Here is a 23,993-nt window from a genome sequence, read left to right as displayed (position 1 = left end):
AGGCGCGCGTGCGCGGGGGTGGTCAGGCGCCTTCGGAGCGGCTAGGGATGTCGTTTCCCAACTGACACAAGCCTGAAAGTAGCTGCTTTGGCCGACGAGACGATGCTCGCGGAACCCTCCGACATTTCGACGATCTCGATCGTCGACGAAATGAAGTCGAGCTATCTCGACTATGCGATGAGCGTCATCGTGGCGCGTGCGCTGCCCGACGTGCGCGACGGCCTGAAGCCGGTGCATCGTCGCATCCTCTATTCGGCCGCGGAAAGCGGCTTCGTCGCCGGGCGCCCCTACCGCAAGTCCGCCCGCATCGTCGGTGACGTGATGGGTAAATACCACCCGCACGGCGACAGCGCGATCTATGACGCTTTGGCGCGCATGGCGCAGGACTGGTCGATGCGGGTGCCGTTGATCGACGGCCAGGGCAATTTCGGATCGATGGACCCCGATCCGCCCGCCGCGATGCGCTACACCGAGGCGCGCCTCGCCAAGGTCGCCAACACGCTGCTGGACGATCTGGACAAGGACACGGTCGACTTCCAGCCCAATTATGACGGGTCGGAGCGCGAGCCGCAGGTGTTGCCGGCGCAGTTCCCCAACCTGTTGGTCAACGGCGCGGGCGGCATTGCGGTCGGCATGGCGACCAACATCCCGCCGCACAATCTGGGCGAGGTGGTGAACGCCTGCCTCGCCTATATCGACAATGGCGCGATCACGATCGAGGAACTGATCGACATCGTGCCCGGCCCCGACTTCCCGACGGGCGCGGTGATCCTGGGGCGGGCCGGCGCACGGTCAGCCTACAATACCGGGCGCGGCTCGGTCATCGTGCGCTCGCGCTACGAGATCGAGGAAGGGCGCGGCGACCGCCGCTCGATCGTGCTGACCGAGATCCCCTACCAGCAGGGCAAGAACGCGCTGGTCGAGAAGATCGCCGAGGCCGCCAAGGAAAAGCGGATCGAGGGCATCAGCGACATTCGCGACGAATCGAACCGCGAAGGCGTGCGCATCGTCATCGACCTGAAGCGTGACGCGACGCCGGAGGTGGTGCTGAACCAGCTCTGGCGGCACACGCCCGCGCAGTCGAGCTTCGCCGCCAACATGCTGGCGATCCGCGGCGGCCGCCCCGAGCTGCTGAACCTGCGCGACATCATCCAGGCGTTCGTGCAGTTCCGCGAGCAGGTGATCACCCGCCGCTCCAAATACGAGCTGAACAAGGCGCGCGAGCGGGCGCATATCTTGCTGGGCCTGGTCATCGCGGTGACCAATCTGGACGAGATGGTGCGGATCATCCGCGGATCGTCCTCGCCCGCCGCCGCGCGCGAGGCGCTGCTGGCGCGCGAATGGCCGATCGCCGAGATCGCGCCCTATATCCGGCTGGTCGAGGCGGTCGATGTCGAGGTGACCGGCGACAGCTACCGCCTGTCGGACACGCAGGTGCGTGCGATCCTCGACCTGCGCCTCCACCGCCTGACCGCGCTCGGCCGCGACGAGATCGGCGAGGAACTGCAGGCGCTGGCCGCCTCGATCGCCGAGCTGCTGGAAATCCTGGCGAACCGCGCCAAGCTGTACGAGGTGATGCGCGGCGAGCTGGTGGCGGTGCGCGACCAGTTCGCGACGCCGCGCCGCTCCGAGATCGCGGCGGCCGCCGACGGCATCGACGACGAGGATCTGATCGAGCGCGAGGACATGGTCGTGACCGTAACCATGCAGGGCTATATCAAGCGCACCTCGCTCGACAGCTTCCGCGCGCAGAACCGCGGCGGCAAGGGCCGCTCGGGCATGGCGACCAAGGACGAGGATGTCGTCACGCAGTTGTTCGTGACCTCGACGCATACGCCGGTGCTGTTCTTCTCCACGCATGGCAAGGTCTATCGCTACAAGGTCTGGCGCCTGCCCGAGGGCGGTCCCGCGACGCGCGGGCGGCCGATGGTCAACCTCCTGCCGCTGGCGCCGGGCGAGACGATCTCGACCGTGCTGCCGCTGCCCGAGGACGAGGCGGAATGGGGTGCGCTGCACGTCATGTTCGCCACCGCCCGGGGCGCGGTGCGGCGCAATTCGATGGACGCGTTCACCAACGTGCCCTCGAACGGCAAGATCGCGATGCGTTTCGAGGAGGAAAGCGAGGACCGGCTGATCGGCGTCGCGCTGCTGGGCGCGGGCGACGACGTGCTGCTCGCCACCCGCTGCGGCAAGGCGATCCGCTTCGCCGCCGACGATGTGCGCGAGTTCCAGAGCCGTACCGCCACCGGCGTGCGCGGCATCGCGCTGAAGGGCGAGGACGAGGTGATCTCGCTGTCCGTCCTCCACCGGGTCGGCACCACCTCCGAGGAGCGCGAGGCGTATCTGCGCTTCGCCCCCTGGAAGGGCGAAAAGGAAGGCGAGCCGGAACTGCCGCCCGAGCGGTACGAGGAACTGCGCGCCGCCGAGCAGTTCATCCTGACGGTGTGCACCAACGGCTATGGCAAGCTCAGCTCGGCCTATGAATATCGCCGCACCGGCCGCGGCGGTCAGGGGATCACCAACATCGACAACATCGCCCGCAACGGCGATGTCGTCGCCAGCTTCCCGGCGACCAAGGGGCACCAGTTGATGCTGGTGACCGATCAGGCCAAGCTGATCCGCATGTCGCTGGCGTCCCTGCGCGTCATCGGTCGCGGCTCGGCGGGCCTGCGCCTGTTCAACGTGGCGGCGGACGAGCATGTCGTGTCGGCGGCGCGGATCGAGGAAACCGAGGACGAGGCGGAGGCCAATCTGGCCGACGAGACCCCGGTGATCGATGCACAGGACGATGCAACGGTCGGCGACGACCTGAGCCAGGGCCCGGAGGATGGCGAATGACGCACCCGACAACTGCATACAAGGTGCTGACCGCCGAGCAGATGGCGACGCTGGAGACCGACGGCGTGTTCACCGGCGCGCCCGTCGATCGGCAGGACGGCTACATCCACCTGTCCACCGCCGCGCAACTGACGGAGACGGTGGACAAGCATTTCGCCGGGCAGAACGACCTGCACGTCGCGGCCGTCGATCTGGAGGCGATGGGCGACGCGGTGCGATGGGAGGAAAGCCGCGGCGGGCAGCTATTCCCGCATCTTTATGCCGATCTGCCGCTGAATGCGGTCGTCGCCTACGGTCCGCTGCAGAGGGATGACGACGGCACCGTGCGCCTGCCCATCACCGGGTGATGCAGGCGCCAAAGCTGTAACCCAAACCGTTCAGCCTGAGCGAAGTCGAAGGCCACGCGCTGGTGGCTGTGCTTCGACTTCGCTCAGCACGAACGGATGTTTCCGTACCTTTGCGATAGCTTACCAGTTCAGGCCCAGCCGCGCGTAGAGGTACCGGCCGTTAAAGCCGAAGGGCGAGTAATAGGGAAAGCCGAGCACGCCGCTGGGATTGTTGGCGAGCGGCGTTTCACGCGGATAGACGTCGAACAGGTTGCTGACGCCCAGGCCGATCTGCGCGCCCTTGGTCGCGGCATAGCGCAGTTCCAGGTCGGTGATCGCGCGGTTGCCGGTGAACACGTCCGCCGCCGGCGTGGTGCCCGCCTGATTGACGTTGCCGTAATAGGTGACGCGGGCGAGCGCCCCCAGCCGGTCCAGCGACCAGTCGACCGTGCCCGTCACCTTCTGCTGCGGGGTGCCGTCCTCCAGCGTCAGGATGCGGCTGCGCGCGAACAGCGTCGGCGCCGGGTTCAGCGTCGCAGTGCTGGTCGGCACGCGCGTGACCTTCACGTCGTTGATGTTGCCGGCCAGCGTGAAGTCGAACGCGCCCGCCCCTGCGGTCCGCCACCGATAATGCGCGACCACGTCGATGCCCTTGGTGGTGGTCGCCAGACCGTTGATGAAGAAGCGTGCCGCCGAGACGTCAGCCGGCAGCAATGCGGCAACCTGCGGATTATAGGTAGCGGTGCCGGGCGTACCTGCGGAGATATTCTCCGACAGGCCGATCTGGTTGCGGATATGGATGCGATAGGCATCCACCGTCAGGTCGAACCCGCCGGAGCGGATCACGGTGCCGACCGATAGGTTGGTCGACTTTTCCGGCTCCAGCGGCAGGCCGCCGAGCGCGGTGCCGACCGGACTGACCGAGGGATAGGTGCCGGTCTGGACTGGCACGCCGTTCTGCACCACCTGCGCGATCTGGGTGAAATATTGCTGCTGGAGCGACGGCGCACGGAAGCCGGTGGAGGCGGTGCCGCGCAGCGCGAACCAGTCGGCCACGTCGTAGCGCAGCGACAGCTTGCCGTTTACCGTGCTGCCGAAGTCGGAATAGTCCTCGACGCGGCCCGCAAGCCCGGCAAGGAACTTGTCGGTCACCTGTGCCTCGATATCGACATAGGCGCTGACGTTGCGGCGGCTGCGCTCGGTCTCGTTGAGCGGCGAGAAGCCGCCGAACCCTTGCGCACCGGGCGCCGCATTGGCCGCGGCCCCCGTCACCGTCCCCGCGGGCGGATAACCATAGGAGGCCTGCTCGCCCGCCTGGATCTTGTACCCCTCGCGGCGGCCTTCCAGACCGAAGGCGACGTTGAGCGACTGGAACACGTCGAAGCGGCGCGTCGCGTCAAGCCCGACGATATACTGGTCGTAGATCAGCGCCCCGTCACTGAAGTCGCGCGGCGTCGTGCTGCCATAGGCGTAGTTGGCCGAGTTGAGCGTGCGGAAGCCGATCTTGTTCCGGCCATAGCTGAACGACAGGTCGACATCGAACCCACCGAGATTGCCGCGCAGACCCGCGGCCGAGTTCAGGTCCTGCACCTTGGTGTTGATGATCGGCAGGAAGCCGTTGGGATACCCCGCCAGAGCGGTCGTGGCGCTGGCCAGCCGCGGGAAGGCCGCGCTGCGCGTGTCGCGGTCCTGGTAACCGCCGAACGCGTACAGGCTCCAGTCGTCGGTCAGCGAGGTGCCCGCGTTGACGAAGCCGGTATACTGCTCGACTTCCGGGTCGCCGTAACGACCGGTTATGCGGTTGGGCGTCACGCGCCGGTCGAAGTCCGCACGGTTGGTCGGGCTGCGCTTCAGATATTCGCCGGAGACGGTCAGGAAACCGTCCTCGCCGAACCCGATCCCCTGCCACAGCGAGGCGGTGACCGCGTTCTCGCCCGTCACCGAGCGCCGGCCGTTCGCGGTGTCCACGTCCGTGTTGTAGAATCCGTAATTGACCTGTGCACCGCCGCCTGACCGCGCTTCGCGCAGGCGCAGGTTGACGACGCCGGCGATCGCGTCCGAGCCATATTGCGCGGAGGCGCCGTCGCGCAGCACCTCGATCCGGTCGAGTGCCACGGTCGGGATGGTGTTGAGGTCGACCGCCGCCGATCCCCGGCCCACGGTGCCGTTGGTGTTGAGCAGGGCCGAGGTATGGCCGCGAATGCCGTTGATCAGCACCAGGGTTTGGTCCGGCGACAGGCCGCGCAGCGTCGCCGGGCGGATCGCGTCGGTGCCGTCATTGGCGGCAGGCCGTGGGAAATCGATCGACGGGGCGACCGCCGACAGCGCGGTGGCCAGCTCGGTCGTGCCCTGGCGCTGCAGGCTGGCGCCGCTCAGCACATCGACCGGCGAGGCGCTGTCCAGACGGGTGCGCCCCTCGGCACGCGTACCGGTGACGACGATGACGTCGCCCTCCTCTTCCGGCGTCGCGGCATCGGCGACGGGTGCGGCCTGCGCTTCCTGCGCAGGCGGCGCCGCCTGTGCGGCAAGGGCGAGCGCGGAACTGGTGGCGAGCAGCGATGTGCAGAAAAGCAGCACTATCAACCCCTTGTTTTTCTTGTTTGGTGGGACGGTCCCTGACCGGTGCCATAATCCATCAAAGCGGTGGATGATCCGTAGAAATTCTTGGGGGTGCCCTTTGGATAAAAATTGTCGCCGACATCAGTGACAAGGGGGCCGGCCCGGATGGAAGGGCGATGATTTGGCCATGCGCTTTTCTTCGATGGTGAGCCCGATCTGGTCCGTTGGAGAATTTCAGAGGCACCGATCACCACCGCGCGCAACGCCGATCGACATGCGGGTGCACGGAGCCGACGGCCACACGCTGTCCGGAACGACCATCCACGTCCTCGCGATGGGCGCGGGAGTTGGGAGGCGTGCGTCTCAGGATGCGGTGGGACATCGCCTTCGCGCCCCGGACGATGAACGTGCCAGTCTGCGCGGGTCACCGATCAGCACCCTGTACGCGCCTGCGCACATTCCTTTTGTCTCAGCAGGCGCGAAGGCCGGTCGATGCCGGTCCCGCTTCCCCCGCTGAGTCAGGCCGTCCCGCCGGGCGAGGCGGCGACGTGTCGTTCGATACGTCGCCGCGATACGCACGAGGGGTGGATCAACCCGGGGTCATCCGGATCGAGCCCCCCTCGCCCCGATCACCGCCGCGCGCGCCGCGGCGGCGATGCATCTGCCCCAGGAGGCGCCGGCACCACGCCCTTGGGCGCCGCGCTCAGCCGCCGGATCAGGTCCGTCTCCGCCGCCCGGTACGGCGTGCCATCGCCGCGGAACACCTCGTGGAACCAGATGGTCGGCTCGTCCTGCGTATAGGGCTTCTTCCAACTGTCCCAGGGCAGGCGCGTCTGCGTCTTGCCATCGACAAAGCCCCAGTTCATCATCGCGACATTGTAGCGCTTGCCGATCGGCAGGCTGTTGTCGAAGGTCGATCCGTTCCCCCGCGCCATATATTCGGTGCACAGCAGCGGCCGGTTATAGGGCAGCAACTGCCGCACCCGCCGCTCGAACGTTTCCGGCCAGCTGTAATCGTGGAACGAGATGACGTCGGACTGCCCCAGTTGCAGCTTTTCCATCGGCGAGCCGCGCCCGCCCGGCGTCCAGTCGTCGCCGATCCACACGCCCGATGTCAGCGGCTGCGAAGGCTCCGCAGCGCGCGCCCAGTCGAACACCTGCGCCAATAGCGCGCGGACCAGCGGCTCCTTGCCCTCCTGTCCCTTATACTGGTCGGCACCGTTGTCGGGCTCGTTCCACAGGTCCCAGCCCAGCACGCGCGGATCGTTTGCAAAGGCGCCGATCACGCCTTGCACATAGGCCTTGTAGCGCGGCCAGCCGGCACGGTCGCGCAGGCCCGCCATGCCGGGCGACTGGACCCAGCCGGAATTGTGCACGCCCGGTATCGGCGGATGCTGCGGCCCCGCCACCGGGTTCGGGTCCCAGCAACTGTCGAACAGCACGAACAGCGGCTTGATGTTGTGCCGCTGCGCGATGGTCAGGAACGCGTCGATGCGCTGGCGGAACCCCTCCGGGTCCTTGGTCCATAGCTGATCGTGCAGGAACACGCGCATCGTGTTCATGCCGATGCCCTGTGCCAGCCCCAGTTCGTAATCGATCCGCTTGGGGTCCCAGGTTTCGGCCTGCCACATTTCGAACTGGTTGATCGCATTGGCGGGTGCGAAATTGGCGCCGACCAGCCAGGGCTGTTTCGCGTACCAGGCGTTCGCCTGCGCCTCCGTCCACCGGCCCCGCGCCTCGGCGGGCACGGCGACCAGCAACGCGCTGGTGGCAAGCCCCGTCATCATCGTGACGATCAGCTTCATCGATCCTCTCCTGCTTTTGCTCTCTGCCGCCGGTCTAGCCCCATCCCGAATTGTCTTACAAGCCGACGCGCTATTTTTATCATGTGGTTCGTTTGGCTTACCGTTCAAATCTCACTTGTCACCTCCGACAAATGCGGTAATTGCCTGTGATCCAAGGCGCAAAGATGCCGGACACGAAACAGGGGTTGGATATCATGAAGGACAAGGCGCTGCTCCGCGCATCGACCGCGATGCTTGTCGGACTTTTCGCTGCCATGCCGGCACAGGCTCAGGTGGCGCAGGAAACCCCCAAGCCCGACACGCCCAGCGACCTGTCCGCCAATCCCAGCGTCCCGGCCCCCTCCAGCCAGCAGGGCCCGGCCGACGATGGCGAGATCGTCGTCACCGGCCTGCGTCGCAGCCTGGAGTCGGCGCAGGCGCTCAAGCGCAATTCGGACGGCATCGTCGATGCCATCGTCGCGGAGGATATCGGCAAGCTGCCCGACACCTTCGCCTCGGCCGCCCTCGCCCGCGTCTCGGGCGTGCAGGTGACGCGCGGCGCCGGCGAGGCGGCGGGCGTGCAGATCCGCGGCCTGCCCGACATCAGCACCACCTATAACGGCCGCGAGATCTTCACCGCCGAGGGCCGCTTCGTCGCGATCCAGGACTTTCCCGCCGGCACCGTCGCCGCGCTGGAGGTGTACAAGAACGGCACCGCCAATCTGATCGAAGGCGGCATCGGCGGGCAGGTCAACGTCCGCGGTCGTCGCCCGTTCGACTTCAACGGGTTCGAGGTTTCGGGTTCGCTCAACGGCGTTCACTGGGAGCAATCGGGCAAGCCGACATGGAACGGCAATCTGCTCGTCAGCGACCGGTGGGATACCGGCATTGGTGAGATGGGCCTGCTGGTCAACGCATCCTATGTCGGCCTCAACTATCTTGATGCGACCCGCGAACAATCGGTCGTGATCGGCACCACCACGGCCGAAAGCGCGCCCGGTGCCGGCGCCGGCATCCGCTACCCGGATGCGCAGGGACGCTTCACCAGCAACGGCAACCGCTTCCGCCCCTCGGCCAACGCCGCGTTCCAGTGGCGTCCCAGCCCCGAACTGGAGGTCTATGTCGACGGCCTCTACCAGGGGTATCGCAGCCACGACGAAAACCAGTGGATGTTCGTCCCGATCTTCGGCGGCCCCGACTTCCAGTTGCAGAATCTGACGACGCGGCCCGGTGCGGCCAATGTGGCGCAGAGCGCCACCGTTGTCGGCGGCAGCATACCCGACGGCTATTACACATCGGCATCCGGCCGTACCAACACCTACCAGATCGGTGGCGGCATGGTATGGCAGAGGGATCGGCTGCAATGGTCGGTCGACGGCGCCTACACGCGCTCGACCTACGATTTCAAACTCTACAATATCGACTATCTTTTCGCCCGTTCGCCGACGCGCACGGTGTTGTTCGACGGGCCGGATGGCGGACCGACGTTCAACTTTGTCGACTTTGATCCCAGCGACCCGAACAATTTCAATGTCCGCGGTTTCTTCCAGGAACATCTGAAGGTCGGCGGCAAGGACATCCAGCTGCGCGGCGACACCCAATATGATTTCGACGAGGGCAGTTTCATCAAGCGGATCCAGGCGGGTCTGCGCTACAATGATCGCGATGCCAATCGGGATCGCGGTGCCCCCTATATCGATCGTTTGAACAACGATCCCGCCAACGCGCTGTACCGCGATCTGAGCATCCCGATTTCCGCGCTGCCGGCAACCGTCCGGCAGACGCGGCCCGCCTTCAGCTTCAACAACAATTTCCCGGTCTATTCGTTCGCCGGGCTTTCCGAGGAAAGCATCCGCAACAATATCGATCAGCTGCGCGCCTATTTCGGCGCCCCGGAAGGATTGCCCGCATTCAATCCGACCGAAAACTTCCAGGCGAACGAGCGTGCGCTCGCCGCCTATGCGCAGGTCAAGTACGGCGCCGATCTGAACGACAGCATTTCGGTCGACGGCTTGCTCGGCATCCGGGCGATCCGGACCAAGGTCAGCATCAGCGGGTTCGTGCGGGACGAGACCTCCGGCGCGGCAACGCCGACATTCGACCCGATCACGGCCAGGAACGAATATACCGACTATCTGCCCAATGCGAGCGCCCGCTTCCGCTTTGGCGATGAGCTGCAACTGCGGCTGAACTACAACCAGACCCGCACCCGCCCCAACTTCTTTGACCTGAACCCGACGCTGACGGTAGGCCCGCCGCCCACCATCTCGCCCGAATGCCAGGCCGACCCGTCGCTGCCGCAGTGCATCAACAGCAATCTGCGTAACATCAGCGGCGGCAATCCGAACCTCAATCCGCTGACGTCGAACAACTACGACATCAGCCTGGAATGGTATTTTTCGCGTGCGGGCTCGATGACCGCGGCCTTGTTCCGGCGCGATGCACAGGGCTTTATCTCGCGCGTCAATCGCGAGGGCGTCGATGTCGGCTTCGGCCCGTCGCGGCTGAACCTGCCCGAAAATACCGGCCAGACGCGTTTCCAGGGCGCCGAGGTGCAGTTCACCAGCTTCCTCGACATAGACGGGCTACCCGACTGGGCGAAGGGCTTCGGCGTCCAGGCCAACGCGACCTATGTCGATTCGGAGGGCGACCTGGCCAGCGATCTGGGCAGCAACCCGAACGTCGCCGGGCGTGGGCTGCGCTTTACCGGCGTTTCGAAATGGTCGGGCAACCTTGTCGGGTTGTACGAACGTCCCTTCTTCTCGGCACGGCTGGCGTATAACTACCGCTCGAACTTCGTGTTCGAATATGGCCAGGTCAATCTGGACGTCGATGCCAACGGCGCGCCGCGCACCGGGGCGATCGTGGAAAAGGGCCGCGGCCAGCTCGATTTCTCGACCACGGTCACGCCGATGCCCAACATCACCGTCGCGTTCGATATCGTGAACCTGCTCGGCAACCCGCTGCGCCGTTACCGCGAGTTCAACGATGCGGGCGACCAGTATGCGCGGCAGATCGTCTATCTGGAACGGACCTATTCGCTGGGCATCCGGTTCCGCTTCTGAACGGCCATTCGGGCATTGGGGATATGCTGATGAAGAAAAGGCACTGGTTCGCCGCCGCCGCCATGGCGCTCACCCTGGCGGGCGGCGCACTGGCAGACAATCCGCAGTTCCAGGGCGCCGATCCGCACGCGATGATGATCGATGGCGAATTGTGGGTCTTCCCGACCGGCGGCCCCGGCGGAAGCTGGGCTGCGGACCGCTTCGGCGCCTTCTCGTCCAAGGACCTGAAGACCTGGCGCAACCGCGGCGAGCTGATCCGCCGCGACCAGATTCGCTGGATCGGCGATGACGGTGCGCCCGAGCATTTCCTCTGGGCCCCCGGCGTCGCCACCCGCGACGGCAAGTGGTTCCTTTATTACTCGGTCGGTCCGCAGAACCCGACCCCCAGCCGCATCGGCGTCGCGGTCGCCGACCGGCCGGAGGGTCCGTACCGCGACAGCGGTGCCCCGCTCGTCACCGGCGGACAGGGGTTCGAGGCGATCGACCCGATGGTGTTCGTCGACCCGAAGGACAACAAGGCCTATCTCTATGCCGGCGGCAGCGCGGGATCGCGGCTGCGCGTCTGGGAGATGGCGCCCGACATGATCCATGTCGCGCGCGAGGTGCCGGTCGACAACCCGCCCGAGTTCACCGAAGGCGCCTTCATGCACGAGCGTGGCGGCATCTATTACCTGTCGTACAGCCATGGCCGCTTCAACGGCCCGGACTATTCGGTGCATTACGCCACCGCATCGTCGCCGACCGGCCCGTGGAAGTATCGCGGCGCGATCCTGACCAGCGACAAGCACCGCAAGGGTCCGGGCCACCACAGCATCGTGCAGGCGCCCGACGGCCGCTGGCTGATCGTTTATCACCGCTGGGAGCGGCCGGGCAGCCCGCCCCCGTTCCGCGGCGAACGACAGGTCGCGATCGACCGCCTGGACTATGCCCCGGACGGCACGATCCGCCGCGTGACGATGACCGACGCTCGCGCCCCACTGTTGCAACCTGCGCACTGACCGGGGGCACGGCCCCCTCCCCCCAAAGAAATTCGGATCGTCGCGGAGCCGAAACGGCCGATCACCGTTTCGTCTTCCGTGGCGCACCATTTCGTGTGCCCGGCAAGAGGGAGACGTCAGGGTGGCCGAACGCGAGAACAAGGTCCGCGACCGCGCATATGCTTTGTGGCAGGCCGAAGGTGAGCCGCATGGCCGCGACCGGGATCACTGGACCCAGGCCGAACTCGAATTGGGCGACGACGATGCCGCCGCCGCCGAACCCGCCGATTCCCCGGCCGCCGACACGCCCCTGACCGATACGCAGGACACGGCCCCCGCGGCCGAGCCCGCCGACTCGCCCGCCGCGCCCAAGCCGCGCGCCACCCCTGCCCGCAAGCCGCGCAAGCCCCGCGCCAAGCAGGCCTGATCCAGCACGACACCGAATCCCCGCGACGCTAAACGCCGGAGACCCATTCTTTGCACGCACTCCCCGACCGGCTCGAGGCCGGATCGCCCTACCCGCTCGGCGCGACGTTCGACGGGGAGGGCGTGAACTTTGCCGTCTTCTCCGCAAACGCGGACGCGATCGAACTCTGCATCTTCGACCCCCAGGGTAAGCGTGAGCTGAAGCGTTTCGCGCTGCCCGAGTGCACGGACGAGGTGTGGCATGGCTATCTGCCGGACGTCGGCCCCGGCCTACTCTACGGCTACCGCGCGCACGGCCGTTACGAGCCGGAGGCGGGACACCGCTTCAACCCGCACAAGCTGCTGCTCGACCCCTATGCCCGCAAGCTGCACGGCGCTATCAAGTGGACCGACGCGCTGCACGGCTATCAGATCCGCTCGAAAAAGGAGGATCTGAGCTTCGACAAGCGCGACAGCGCGCCCGCCATGCCGAAATGCGTCGTGGTCGACGATCATTTCGACTGGTCGCGCGATAAGCGGCCGAACACCCCCTGGTCCGAAACGGTGATCTACGAAGCGCACGTCAAGGGCCTGACCAAGCTGATGGAGCTGGTGCCGCCGCGTGAGCGCGGCACCTATGCCGGGCTCGGCCACCCCGCCGTCATCAAGCATCTGAAGCGCATCGGGGTGACGGCGATCGAACTGCTGCCGATCCACAGCTTCACCCAGGACCGGTTCCTTCAGGAAAAGGGCCTGCGCAACTATTGGGGCTACAACACGCTCGGCTTCTTCGCGCCGGAACAGGCCTATTTCTCCAGCGATAGCCAGGACGAACTGCGCCGCGCCGTCCACCGCCTGCACAAGGCGGGGATCGAGGTGATCCTGGACGTGGTCTACAACCACACCTGCGAGGGATCGGAAAAGGGCCCGACGCTGTCGTGGCGCGGGCTGGACAATGCCAGCTACTACCGGCTGGTACAGGATAATCCGCGCTACACGATCAACGACACCGGCACCGGCAACACGCTGAACATGTCGAAGGCGCGGGTCATCCAGATGGTGGCGGACAGCCTGCGCTACTGGGCGACCAGCTTCGGCGTCGACGGCTTCCGCTTCGATCTCGGCCTGACGCTGGGGCGCGAGGCGGATGGCTTCGACCCCGGATCCGCCTTTTTCGACGTGCTGCGCCAGGACCCGGTGCTGGGCCGGCTGAAGCTCATCACCGAGCCTTGGGATGTCGGCCCCGGCGGCTATCAACTGGGCAACTTCCCGCCCGGTTTCGCCGAATGGAACGACAAGTACCGCGACACGGTGCGCGAATATTGGAAGGGCGAACCCGGCAAGCGCGGCGATCTCGCCGCGCGCCTGTCCGGCTCGGGCGACTTGTTCGATCGCCGGGCGCGCCGCCCCTGGGCCAGCGTCAACCTGCTCGCCGCGCATGACGGTTTCACGCTTGCCGATACCGTGATGTACGAGGAACGGCATAACGAGGCCAATGGCGAGGATAATCGCGACGGCCATTCGCACAACGCGTCGTGCAACTGGGGTGTCGAGGGGCCGACCGACGATCCATCGGTCAACGACGCGCGCGGCCGCGTCATGCGGTCGATGCTGACCACGCTGATGTCCTCGCTCGGCACGCCGATGCTGGTCGCGGGCGACGAGTTCGGGCGGACGCAGGGTGGCAACAACAACGCCTATTGCCAGGATAACGAGATAAGCTGGCTCGACTGGAAGGCGGCCGACACGCCCGAGGGTCAGGCGCTGATCGACTTCACCGGCCGGCTGGCGGCGTTGCGCCGCCGCTATCCGGTGCTGCGCTCGAATACCTTCCTCTACGGACAGGATACGCCCGGCCACGGCATCAACGACATCGAATGGTGGGACGAACAGGGCAAGCAGTTGAGTTCGGAGGATTGGGACAATCCCGAGGGCCGCGCGCTGATGATGCGCCGCGCCAGCCGGACGGAGGACGGCCAAGTCGAGGCAGTGTCGCTGCTGCTCAATGCCTCGGGCGATCCGATCACCTTCCAGCTTCCGCCCCCCCATGCCCAGCGCATGGTGCTGGTCGACAGTGCGAAGCCGGATCAGGGCGAGATCGAGACCGGCGACAGCTACGAGGTCGCGCCGCAGGGTGCGGTTCTGCTGACCTGGCTCAGCAATTTCGAGCAGTCGGAGCCGGACGAGCAATGAGCGCCTGGGGACCGACGCCGACGGAGGGCGGTCGCGCCGCCTTCCGCCTCTGGGCACCCGACCGGGACATGGTGACGCTGGAAATCGATGGCGGCGATGCCACCCCGATGCAGCGTCACGACGATGGCTGGTTCACCGCCGAGGCTCAGGCCCCGGCGGGCACCCGCTACCGGTTCCGGCTGGACCCGGACCTTGCGGTCCCCGATCCCGCCTCCCGCCTTCAGGATGGCGGCGTGCACGGCTGGAGCGTGGTCGTCGACCCCGCCCATGACTGGCGGCATCCTGACTGGCGCGGCCGGCCATGGGCCGAGACCGTCGTCATGGAACTGCATGCCGGCGTCCTTGGTGGCTTTGCCGGCGTGATGGAACGCCTGCCCGAATTCGCCGCGCTCGGCGTCACCGCGATCCAGTTGATGCCGGTGAACGCGTTCGGCGGCACCCGCAACTGGGGCTATGACGGCGTGCTGCCCTATGCACCGGCGGAGGCCTATGGCACGCCCGCCGAGTTGAAGGCGCTGGTCGATGCCGCGCATGGCCACGGCCTGTCGGTGTTCCTCGACGTGGTGTATAATCACTTCGGCCCCGACGGGAATTACCTGGGCGCCTATGCAGGCGCCTTCTTCCATCAGGATGTCGATACGCCGTGGGGCGGCGCGGTCGCGGTCGATGCCGATCCCGTTCACCGCTTCTTTGTCGACAATGCGCTGATGTGGCTGGACGAATACCGGTTCGACGGTCTGCGCTTCGATGCCGTGCACGCCATCGCCAACGATGCGTTCCTCGACCGCATGGCGCGGGAAATCCGTGCCGCCCTGCCCGACCGCCATGTTCATCTGGTCTTGGAAAACGAGAATAACGATGCCGACCGATTGGCGGACGGCGTGTATGACGCGCAGTGGAATGACGACTTCCACAACGTCCTCCACGTCCTGCTGACCGGCGAGACCAGCGCCTATTACAGCGACTTCGCCGACAAGCCGGCACAGCGCCTCGCCCGCTGCCTGCATCAGGGCTTCATCTATCAGGGCGAGGGATCGCCCAATCATGACGGCAAGCCGCGCGGCAAGCCCTCCGGCCATCTGCCCGCCACCCGGTTCGTGTCCTTCCTCCAGAACCACGACCAGATCGGAAACCGCGCGATGGGCGAGCGGCTGACGCTGCTTACCAGCCCCGACAAGCTGCGCGCCGCCACCGCGCTGTTGCTGCTCTGCCCGCAAATCCCGCTGCTGTTCATCGGCGACGAGACGGGCAGCGAGGCGCCCTTCCTGTTCTTCACCGATTTCCACGACGAACTGGCCGATGCGGTGCGCGAAGGCCGGCGCAAGGAATTCGCCAAGTTCGACGCCTTTGCCGATCCCGAGGCACGCAAGCGTATTCCCGATCCCAATGCGCAGGATACCTTCCGCCGCTCCGCCCCCACGCCCGGCCCGGACGCGGGCACCTGGCGCGATCTCTACACGCGGCTGCTTGCCCTGCGCCGCGACCGCATCGTCCCGCGCCTGTCCGGTGCGAAGGGCATCGCCGCGCGGGCGCTGGGCGATGCGCGAGTGGAGGCACAGTGGCGCCTCGCCGACGGTGCGACGCTCACCATCGTCATCGACCTTGCCGATACGCCCGATCCGCTGCCCGAACATCCCGGCGAGCGGTTGCATGCCGAGGGCAACCGGTTCGGCGCGTGGCTCAGCGCATGACCGACCTCACCGCCCGCGCCGAGGCCGCGGGATTGTGCGTCGAATGGGAAGACGCGGACGGCCGCCAGCAGCGTGTTTCGGACGCGGTGCTGGAAGCGATCCTCGCCTGCCTTCGCACGGATGGCGATGCCGCGCCCTTCGTCACGGCGGATGTCGGTCGGCCCATCGCATTGCCCGCGCATCTGGCGGGGCTGACAGGCGAACTCGATCTGGAAGACGGCACCCGTCGCAGCGCGGCAATCGGCGAGGACGGCGCCCTGCCCCCGATCGCCGAGCCCGGCTATCACCGGCTGCTCGCCGGGGGAGAGACCTGGACGATCGCCGTCGCCCCGCTGCGCTGCCCCGCCGTTCCGGGGAAGGCGCTATGGGCCACCGCGGTGCAACTGCCCTCGCTCCGCGGCGACACCCCCGGCGCTTTCGGCGACTTCGGCACGCTGGCGCAGGCGATGCGCGCGGTCGGCGAGGCTGGCGCCGCTGCCGTGGCGATCAGCCCGACGCACGCGCTCTTTCCCGCCGATGCCACGCGCTACAGCCCCTATGCACCGTCCAGCCGGCTGTATCGCAACGTGCTGTTCGCCCCTGCCGGTGCCGCTGCACCATCGGGTGGCGACGACCTGATCGACTGGTCGGCGGCGATCCCCGATCGGTTGCGGGACCTGCGCATCGACTATGACCGGCGCTCGCAGGAGGACCGCGCAGCGGTTGCCGCCTTCCGCACGCCCGAACGCCACGCGCACGCCACCTTTGATGCGCTCCACAGCTATTTCCACCAGCGCGACCGTGCCACCGGCTGGCGCGACTGGCCGGAGGCGTTTCACGATGCGGGCGGCCCCGCCGTCGCGCGCTTCGTCGCCGATCATGCCGATGCGATCGACTTCTACCTCTACCTGCAATGGCGTGCCGAAACCGCGCTCGCCGCCGCGGGGGAGGCCGGTCGCGCGGCCGGCATGCCGATCGGCCTCATCGCCGATCTCGCCATCGGCGTGTCCGGCGACGGCAGCGACGGCTGGAGCCGCCGCGACGAGCTGCTGACCGGGCTCAGCATCGGCGCACCGCCCGATCCGCTGGGGCCGGACGGGCAGAATTGGGGCATCACCGCGCTTTGCCCCTTTGCGCTGCGCCGCACCGGCTTTGCGCCCTTCATCGCCACCCTGCGCAGCGCCTTCGCCCATGCCGGTGGCCTGCGCATCGACCATGCCCTGGGCCTCAAGCGCCTGTGGGTGATCCCGGAAGGCGAAAGCGCGGACAAGGGCGCCTATCTTCAGATGCCGTTTGAGGATCTGTTGCGCATCCTGAAGATCGAGGCGCACCGCGCCGGCGCGATCGTCATCGGCGAGGATCTGGGCACCGTCCCGCCCGGTTTCCGCGATACCATGGCAGAGGCCGGCCTGCTCGGCATGCGGGTGCTGCCGTTCGAGCGCGACGAGGATGGCGGCTTCGTGCCGCCGGCGGAATGGGATCGCGAGGCCGTGGCGATGACCGGCACGCATGATATCGCCACCGTCGCCGGCTGGTGGCTGGGCCGCGACATTGCGTGGCGGGCAAGGATCGCCGACCGCTCGCCCGAACCCGATATGGCGCAGCGCGTGGACGAACGTACCGCTTTGTGGCGCGCCTGTGCGGGCGACGCGCCGGAGCCCACCGATCCGCAGCTGGTGGTCGACGCCGCGATCGCGCGCGCCGCCGCCACCCCCTGCCCGATCGCACTGATCCCGGTCGAGGATCTGCTGGGGCTTGAGGAACAACCCAATCTGCCCGGCACCATCGATGAACACCCCAACTGGCGCCGCCGCCTGCCCGACGCCACCCCCGCCCTGCTAGCTAGGCCGGCTGTGGTCGCCCGTATCCACACCCTAAACTACCGGACCCCCGCATGACCCCCCGCGCCACCTATCGCTTCCAGTTCCACGAAGGGTTCGGCTTCCAGGATGCGGAGGCGCTGGTTCCGTATCTCGACCGGCTCGGCATCAGCCATGTCTACGCCTCGCCGATCACCGTCGCGGCCAAGGGTTCGACCCACGGCTATGACGTGATCGATCCCACCCGGATCAATCCCGAACTGGGCGGCGAGGAGGCGTTCCGGTCGCTTGTCGCGGCACTGCGCGCGCGCGGCATGGGCGTCATCATCGACATCGTCCCCAACCATATGGGCGTCGCGGGCGGCGGCAATGCCTGGTGGAACGACGTGCTGGCGAAGGGACAGGACAGTCGCTACGCGCGGTTCTTCGACATCGACTGGTCGCACCGCCTCGTCCTGCCGATCCTGGGCGCCCCGCTTGCCGAGGTATTGGCGGACGACCAGATCGCGGTGGAAAGCCATGACGGCCGCGCCTGCCTCGTCGCCTATGGCGAACACCGCCTGCCCATCCGCGACGACGACCAGGCCGCCGCACGGACGCTCCCCCTCCCCGAACTCCTCGCCCGCCAACACTACCGCCTCGCCTCCTGGCGCACCGCCAACGACGAACTGAACTGGCGCCGCTTCTTCACGATCAGCGAGCTTGCCGGCCTGCGCATCGAAGACCCGGCCGTGTTTGAGGAAACGCATGCGCTCTACTTCCGCCTGTACGAAGAGGGCATGATCGACGGCGTCCGCATCGACCATGTCGACGGCCTGACCGACCCGGCTGGCTATTGCCGGATGCTGCGCGAACGGCTCGACGCACTGCCGCGCGCGGCGGACGCTCCGGCGGGCCCCGCCTATATCGTGGTGGAAAAGATACTTGCCGCCGACGAGCCGATGCCCACCGACTGGGGCGTCGACGGCACCAGCGGTTATGACTTCATGGAGGAGGTCGCCGCGCTGCTCCATGACCCGGACGGCGCGGAGCCCCTCGGTACGCTATGGTCCGAGATCAGCGGCGGCAGCGAGGATTTCGCGCCGGAGGAACTGCGCGCGCGACAGGACATGCTCGCCTGGCAATTCTCCGGGCAACTCGACGGATGCGTCGCTGCGTTCGTAAAGTTCGCCGGCACCGCAGCCGAAACCTCCGCGCACACGCCCGCCATGTGGCGCCGCGCCATCGAACGATTGCTCTGGGTCTTTCCGGTGTACCGCACCTATGGCCCCGATGCGCCGGCAACCGACAAAGCTATCCGGGCCGAGGCCCGTCGGCGCGTCCAGCGCTTCATCCCGCCCGGCGAGACCGCCATTCTCGAACAGGTGCTGGAGTGGCTGTCCGGCGAAGGCCCCGGCGATCCCGCATTGAAGGCGGAGGCGGTGCGTCGCTTCCAGCAACTCTCCGCCCCGATCGCTGCCAAGTCGGTCGAGGACACCGCCTTCTATCGCTATGGCCGGCTGCTCTCGCGCAACGACGTCGGCTTCGATGCCGCGCGTATGGCGCTCGATATCGCTACGTTCCATCACCGGATGCAGGGGCGCGCCGAACAGTTCCCGCGCGCGATGCTGACCACCGCCACGCATGATCATAAACGCGGCGAGGATGTCCGCGCCCGCCTGTCGGTGGTGAGCGCGGTGCCGCACCTGTGGCGTGATCAGGTACAGCAATGGCGCTACCTCACCCGGCAGGATGCCGAGGGTGTCGACCCGGCCGACTGGTACATGCTGATCCAGACGCTGTTCGGTGGATGGCCCGATGACGACGACCTCGCGACCTTTGCGGAACGCGTTCAGGGCTGGCAGGAAAAGGCTTTGCGCGAGGCCAAGCTGCGTTCGTCCTGGGAGGCACCGGACGAAGCCTATGAAGCACGCGCGCAAAAACTGGTGGAGGCGCTGCTCACCGAACCGACCGGTGCCGAGTTCCGCCGATCGATGGCCGATTTCATTCAGCGGCTCGCCCCCGCCGCCGATGCGACGGCTCTGGCACAGGCGGCGCTGCGCTGCACGGTGCCCGGTGTCCCGGACTGCTATCAGGGCAGCGAGGACCGCGACCTGAGCCTTGTCGATCCCGACAACCGCCGCCCCGTCGATTATGCGCGGTTGCAGCGTCTGCTGGATACCCGCGGCAGCGCCAAGCAGGCGCTGATCGCCGATCTGCTCGACCTGCGTCGCGAACAGGCCTTTGAGGGGTATCAGCCGCTTTCCGTCACCGGCACCCGGCAGGACCGGGTGATCGCCTTCACCCGGACGCTCGGCGCCCGCCGCTTTGTGTGCGCCATCGCGGTTCGCCATGCCGAGGCGCTGATCGATGGCGGGCGACCCGACTGGTGGGGCGATACCGCGGTCATGCTGGACGGCGAGGCCTTGTCGGCCGCCACCCTGTTCGCCGACGGCCCCGTCTGGCACCGGGTCGAAGGGTAAGGCGCCGATATGACCCGAAACCGTCCCCTGATCACCGGCGGCTTCGCCGCAGCGCTCGGTATGGCGGGACTGGCGGCCTATTCGCGCCATGTCGGTCGTGTCGCCGAAGCGCTCGTCCCACCGGACGGCGATTTCGCCGAGGTCGAGGGCGCGCGCCTCCATTATGTCGACAAGGGGCCCCGGGGTGCCCAAGCCCCCGTTATCGTGCTGATCCACGGACTTGCCGGCCAGATGCGCAACTTCAACTATGAGGTTGCCGACCGGCTGGCCGACACCCACCGTGTCGTCCTTCTCGATCGCCCAGGGTCGGGGCATTCGCTGGCCGCCCCCGGCACCCATCCCGGGCTCCGCGCGCAGGGGGCCCTGATTGCGGCGTTTCTCGATCGGCTGGAGATCGAACGCCCGCTGCTGGTCGGTCATTCGATGGGCGGTGCCGTGTCGCTGGCGGCCGCGCTGGCAGCACCCGGCCGGATTGGCGGCCTGGCGCTGCTTGCTCCGCTCACCCAGCCACAGCCCTTCGGTTCGGCTGCGGTGCAGGAGTTCTTCCGCGGTGGTGCCCCGCTTCGCCGGCTTGTCGCGCACACCATCGCGGTCCCGATCCTCCAGTTACGCAGTCGCCGTGCCGTGCGCCGCGCATTCATGCCGGAACATGCGCCGGACGATTTCGCCATTCGTGGCGGCGGCATATTGTCGCTGCGACCCGAGACGATCGACATCGCAGCCACCGAACTGGTCCATGCCAATCCGGACCTGAGCGAGATGGCCGCGCTCTACCCGACCCTGGATCTGCCGAGTGCGATCCTGTTCGGTGCGCAGGACGCGGTGCTGGACCCGGAAAGGGACGGCGCACCCACCGCAGCAGTGATCCCCGACTGTCGGTACGAGGTGATCGAGGGTGGCCACATGATCCCGGCAACCCAGCCGGATCGCATTGTGCGATTCATTCTGGACACGGCCGCCCGCATCCGCTGACAGGAATTTCATGGCGTTCACCGATATCGCGACCCGCGTCTGGGACCATGGCTGGCGGCTGGACCCCATCGTCCGCAGCCTGCTCGACACCGATTTCTACAAGCTCCTGATGCTGCAGATGATCCGGCAGCGTCATCCGGACGTACGCGCCACCTTCTCGCTCATCAATCGCACCACGCGCATCCGGCTGGCCGACGATATCGACATCGCCGAACTGCGTGCGCAACTCGATCATGCGCGAACGCTGCGCTTCTCGCACAAGGAACTGATCTCGCTGGCCGGCAACAGCTTCTATGGTCAGAACCGCATGTTCGCGCCCGACTTTCTCGCATGGCTCGCCCGCTTCCGCCTGCCCGAATATGATCTGCGCGTCGTCGATGGCCAGTTCGAGCTGCATTTCGAGGGGCTGTGGTGCGAAACCACGATGTGGGAGATCCCCGCACTCGCCATCGTCAACGAACTGCGCTCCCGCGCAGCGATGGCGGACAAGGGACGTTTCGCGCTCGACGTGCTTTATGCCCGCGCCAAGGCCAAGCTGTGGGACAAGGTGGAACGGTTGCGCGAACTACCCGACCTCGCCATCTCCGATTTCGGTACGCGGCGGCGGCATGGGTTTTTGTGGCAGCGTTGGTGCGTGGAGGCGTTGAAGGAGGGGCTGGGGGACCGTCTGATCGGGACGTCGAACGTCCTGCTCGCCATGGACAATGATCTGGAGGCGATCGGCACCAACGCGCATGAATTGCCGATGGTCGCCGCGGCCCTGGCGGACAGCGACGAGGAACTGGCGCAGACCCCCTACCGCGTCCTGCGCGAATGGCAGGAGCTGTATCAGGGCAATCTGCTGATCGTCCTGCCCGATGCGTTCGGCACCGCCGCCTTCCTCCGCGATGCGCCGCCCTGGGTGGCGGACTGGACGGGATTTCGCCCTGACAGCGCGCCGCCGATCGAGGGGGGCGAGGCGATACTCGACTGGTGGCGCACACAAGGCCGCGACGCCCGCCAGAAGCTGCTGATCTTTTCCGACGGCATGGACGTCGACAGCATCGAGCAGGTCTATCGCCATTTCCATGGCCGGGTGCGGATGAGCTTCGGCTGGGGCACCAACCTGACCAACGACTTTCGCGGCTGCGATCCCGACGGCGACGACGGTCTTTCCCCCATCTCTCTGGTCGCCAAGGTCATCAGCGCCAATGGCCGCCCGGCGGTCAAGCTGTCCGACAATCCGGCCAAGGCAACCGGCGCGCCCGAGGAAATCGCGCGCTATCTGCGCGTCTTCGGCGATGACGGGCGGCAGGCGCGCACCCCCGAGATATGACGCTGCCGGCCGATTTCTTCGCACGCGACGTGGTCACCGTCGCGCGCGCATTGATCGGCGTCACGCTGCTGGTGGACGGGGTCGGCGGCCCCATCGTCGAGACCGAGGCCTATGCCGCGCACGAACCCGCCTCGCACAGCTTCCGCGGCCCCTCCCCCCGCAATGCCGCCATGTTCGGACCGGTCGGCCACGCCTATGTGTACCGCATCTACGGGCTGCACTGGTGCCTGAACACGGTATGCGGCGCCCCCGGTAGCGCGGTGCTGATCCGCGCGATCGAGCCGGTGCACGGCATCGACCGGATGACCGCGCGACGCGGCGACATGCCGCTGCGCCAGCTTTGCGCCGGGCCGGGCCGGCTGTGCCAGGCCCTGGGCATCGGCGGCGCGCTGGACGGCCACAGGCTCGACGCCGCGCCCTTCGATCTGGTCGATGCGCCGTTGACGCCGGACCTGCACATCGGCCCGCGCATCGGCATCACCAAGGCTGCCGAACTGCCCTGGCGCTTCGGCCTAGCCGGCTCCCCGTTTCTCAGCCGTCCATTCCCCCGCGAACAAGCGTCTTGATCTTTTCGAAGCGACGCGGGAAGCTGTTCGAATAATAATAAGGATGCGAACATGGAGTGGATCAAGATTCTGGCGCTCGCCGCCATGGTCTATGGCGTGTGGGCGACGTACAAGGCGCTGGGGACGCCGGTCCGGTATCAGGGCCATCGCTACTTTCCCCAATCCGACGGCACCTTCAAGCGCTGGTATGGCGGGCGGCGTTTCGCCCCCAGCGAAATCGGGATGGCCGATCCGGGCTGATCGCGCCCGATCCACGAACGATTTCGGCCATCGACGGTCCGTACGCTCTGCCGAGGGCTGGCATTTGCGGGGCGCATCGCCATCTGTTGATGGACGCTGCAGCCGCCGCCTTGCCGTAGGATAGCCGATCCCGTGTTCGTGATGCCCGATCTGGGTCCCTATGGCCCCTTGTACCTGCTGCTCGCGGCCGTCCTGCTGGCCGGGGTGATCGTGCGGCGGGTGCCGATCCTGCGCACGATCGTCAACCTCACCAGTTGGGGACTGGTCGCGCTCGTGCTCTTTATCGCCATCGACCAGCGCGGCCGTTTCGATCCCTATTTCCAGCGCATCACCGAGCGGATCTTTCCAGACCAGCAACAGGTGGTCGGGGACGAGGTCCGCATCCGCATGTCGCCGGACGGGCATTTCTGGGCGCGGGCCACCGTCGACGGGGTGGAGCGCCGTATGTTGATCGACAGCGGTGCGACGCTGACCGCCCTGTCGGAGGATACCGCCGCAGCCGCCGGACTGGAGCCGCGCGACGAACTCGTCCCCGTGCTGCTCAACACCGCCAACGGCACGATCCGCGCCAAGACGGCGACGGTCGCCCGGCTTCAGCTTGGCGCCATCCGTGCAGGGGGACTGCCCGTCGTCGTCTCCCCCGCATTCGGGCGGACCGACATCCTCGGCATGAATTTCCTGTCCCGGTTGAAATCCTGGCGCGTGGAGGATCGCACGCTGATCCTGGTGCCGCATCATCCCCGGCCCGTCGCATCATCGACCCCGGCCTGACCGGTTACATTGACACGTTTTCTCGGGTTT

16 protein-coding genes are annotated in these 23,993 nt (G+C 66.9%); 14 read left to right on the top strand and 2 right to left on the bottom strand.

Annotation, left to right across the window (positions count from 1 at the left end; genetic code table 11):
• Positions 1 to 87: 87 nt before the first annotated feature.
• Positions 88 to 2,838, top strand: coding sequence for a DNA gyrase subunit A (gene gyrA / locus OXR08_RS05405; RefSeq protein ID WP_112383959.1), 2,751 nt, complete (start codon positions 88 to 90; stop codon positions 2,836 to 2,838).
• Complete coding sequence (locus OXR08_RS05400; RefSeq protein ID WP_267348360.1) at positions 2,835 to 3,185, top strand: DUF952 domain-containing protein; 351 nt, start codon at positions 2,835 to 2,837, stop codon at positions 3,183 to 3,185. Before gyrA ends, OXR08_RS05400 begins: the two co-directional genes overlap by 4 nt.
• Positions 3,186 to 3,305: 120 nt before the next feature.
• Here OXR08_RS05400 and OXR08_RS05395 read toward each other — a convergent pair whose 3' ends face one another.
• Both OXR08_RS05395 and OXR08_RS05390 read right to left on the bottom strand, forming a co-directional pair.
• On the bottom strand, positions 3,306 to 5,738 hold the full coding sequence (locus OXR08_RS05395) for a TonB-dependent receptor (protein WP_267348407.1): 2,433 nt from the start codon (positions 5,736 to 5,738) through the stop codon (positions 3,306 to 3,308).
• Positions 5,739 to 6,352: 614 nt separating this feature from the next.
• Entirely contained in the window at positions 6,353 to 7,528 is a 1,176-nt protein-coding gene (locus OXR08_RS05390; RefSeq protein ID WP_267348358.1) for a cellulase family glycosylhydrolase, read from the bottom strand.
• Positions 7,529 to 7,692: 164 nt separating this feature from the next.
• On the opposite strand from OXR08_RS05390, the gene OXR08_RS05385 reads away from it, so the two are divergent.
• From OXR08_RS05385 to OXR08_RS05330, 12 genes are all read left to right on the top strand, one after another.
• A complete protein-coding gene (locus OXR08_RS05385) occupies positions 7,693 to 10,572 on the top strand; it encodes a TonB-dependent receptor (RefSeq protein ID WP_267348356.1) in 2,880 nt (959 codons plus the stop codon).
• Positions 10,573 to 10,601: 29 nt separating this feature from the next.
• Positions 10,602 to 11,570 carry a family 43 glycosylhydrolase gene (locus tag OXR08_RS05380; RefSeq protein WP_112383976.1) on the top strand — a complete coding sequence of 323 codons (969 nt, stop codon included), beginning with the start codon at positions 10,602 to 10,604 and terminating at the stop codon, positions 11,568 to 11,570.
• Between the two features lie 121 nt (positions 11,571 to 11,691).
• A complete protein-coding gene (locus OXR08_RS05375) occupies positions 11,692 to 11,976 on the top strand; it encodes a DUF2934 domain-containing protein (protein ID WP_211368606.1) in 285 nt (94 codons plus the stop codon).
• 50 nt (positions 11,977 to 12,026) lie between these two features.
• Positions 12,027 to 14,147, top strand: a complete 2,121-nt coding sequence (gene glgX / locus OXR08_RS05370; protein WP_267348351.1) for a glycogen debranching protein GlgX — start codon at positions 12,027 to 12,029, stop codon at positions 14,145 to 14,147.
• On the top strand, positions 14,144 to 15,838 hold the full coding sequence (gene treZ / locus OXR08_RS05365) for a malto-oligosyltrehalose trehalohydrolase (RefSeq protein ID WP_267348349.1): 1,695 nt from the start codon (positions 14,144 to 14,146) through the stop codon (positions 15,836 to 15,838). The genes glgX and treZ overlap by 4 nt, the downstream gene beginning before the upstream one ends.
• A complete protein-coding gene (gene malQ, locus OXR08_RS05360) occupies positions 15,835 to 17,715 on the top strand; it encodes a 4-alpha-glucanotransferase (RefSeq protein WP_267348347.1) in 1,881 nt (626 codons plus the stop codon). Before treZ ends, malQ begins: the two co-directional genes overlap by 4 nt.
• Entirely contained in the window at positions 17,712 to 20,099 is a 2,388-nt protein-coding gene (gene treY / locus OXR08_RS05355; protein WP_267348345.1) for a malto-oligosyltrehalose synthase, read from the top strand. The genes malQ and treY overlap by 4 nt, the downstream gene beginning before the upstream one ends.
• Positions 20,100 to 20,108: 9 nt before the next feature.
• Entirely contained in the window at positions 20,109 to 21,071 is a 963-nt protein-coding gene (locus tag OXR08_RS05350) for an alpha/beta hydrolase (protein WP_267348343.1), read from the top strand.
• Between the two features lie 10 nt (positions 21,072 to 21,081).
• Positions 21,082 to 22,386 carry a nicotinate phosphoribosyltransferase gene (gene pncB / locus OXR08_RS05345; protein ID WP_267348341.1) on the top strand — a complete coding sequence of 435 codons (1,305 nt, stop codon included), beginning with the start codon at positions 21,082 to 21,084 and terminating at the stop codon, positions 22,384 to 22,386.
• Entirely contained in the window at positions 22,383 to 22,952 is a 570-nt protein-coding gene (locus OXR08_RS05340; protein ID WP_267348339.1) for a DNA-3-methyladenine glycosylase, read from the top strand. The genes pncB and OXR08_RS05340 overlap by 4 nt, the downstream gene beginning before the upstream one ends.
• Positions 22,953 to 23,003: 51 nt before the next feature.
• Positions 23,004 to 23,192 (top strand): hypothetical protein, encoded by a 189-nt coding sequence (locus tag OXR08_RS05335; RefSeq protein ID WP_112383971.1) that lies wholly within the window; start codon positions 23,004 to 23,006, stop codon positions 23,190 to 23,192.
• Between the two features lie 141 nt (positions 23,193 to 23,333).
• Positions 23,334 to 23,963: a TIGR02281 family clan AA aspartic protease gene (locus tag OXR08_RS05330; protein WP_267348335.1), complete on the top strand. Its 630-nt coding sequence runs from the start codon at positions 23,334 to 23,336 to the stop codon at positions 23,961 to 23,963.
• The last annotated feature ends 30 nt before the right edge of the window (positions 23,964 to 23,993 follow it).

It is taken from the genome of Sphingomonas sp. GM_Shp_2 (assembly GCF_026540875.1).
GTDB lineage: Bacteria > Pseudomonadota > Alphaproteobacteria > Sphingomonadales > Sphingomonadaceae > Sphingomonas > Sphingomonas carotinifaciens.
The sequence above is the reverse complement of the archived record's forward strand: the minus strand, read 5'-3'. Positions and strand labels throughout refer to the sequence as shown.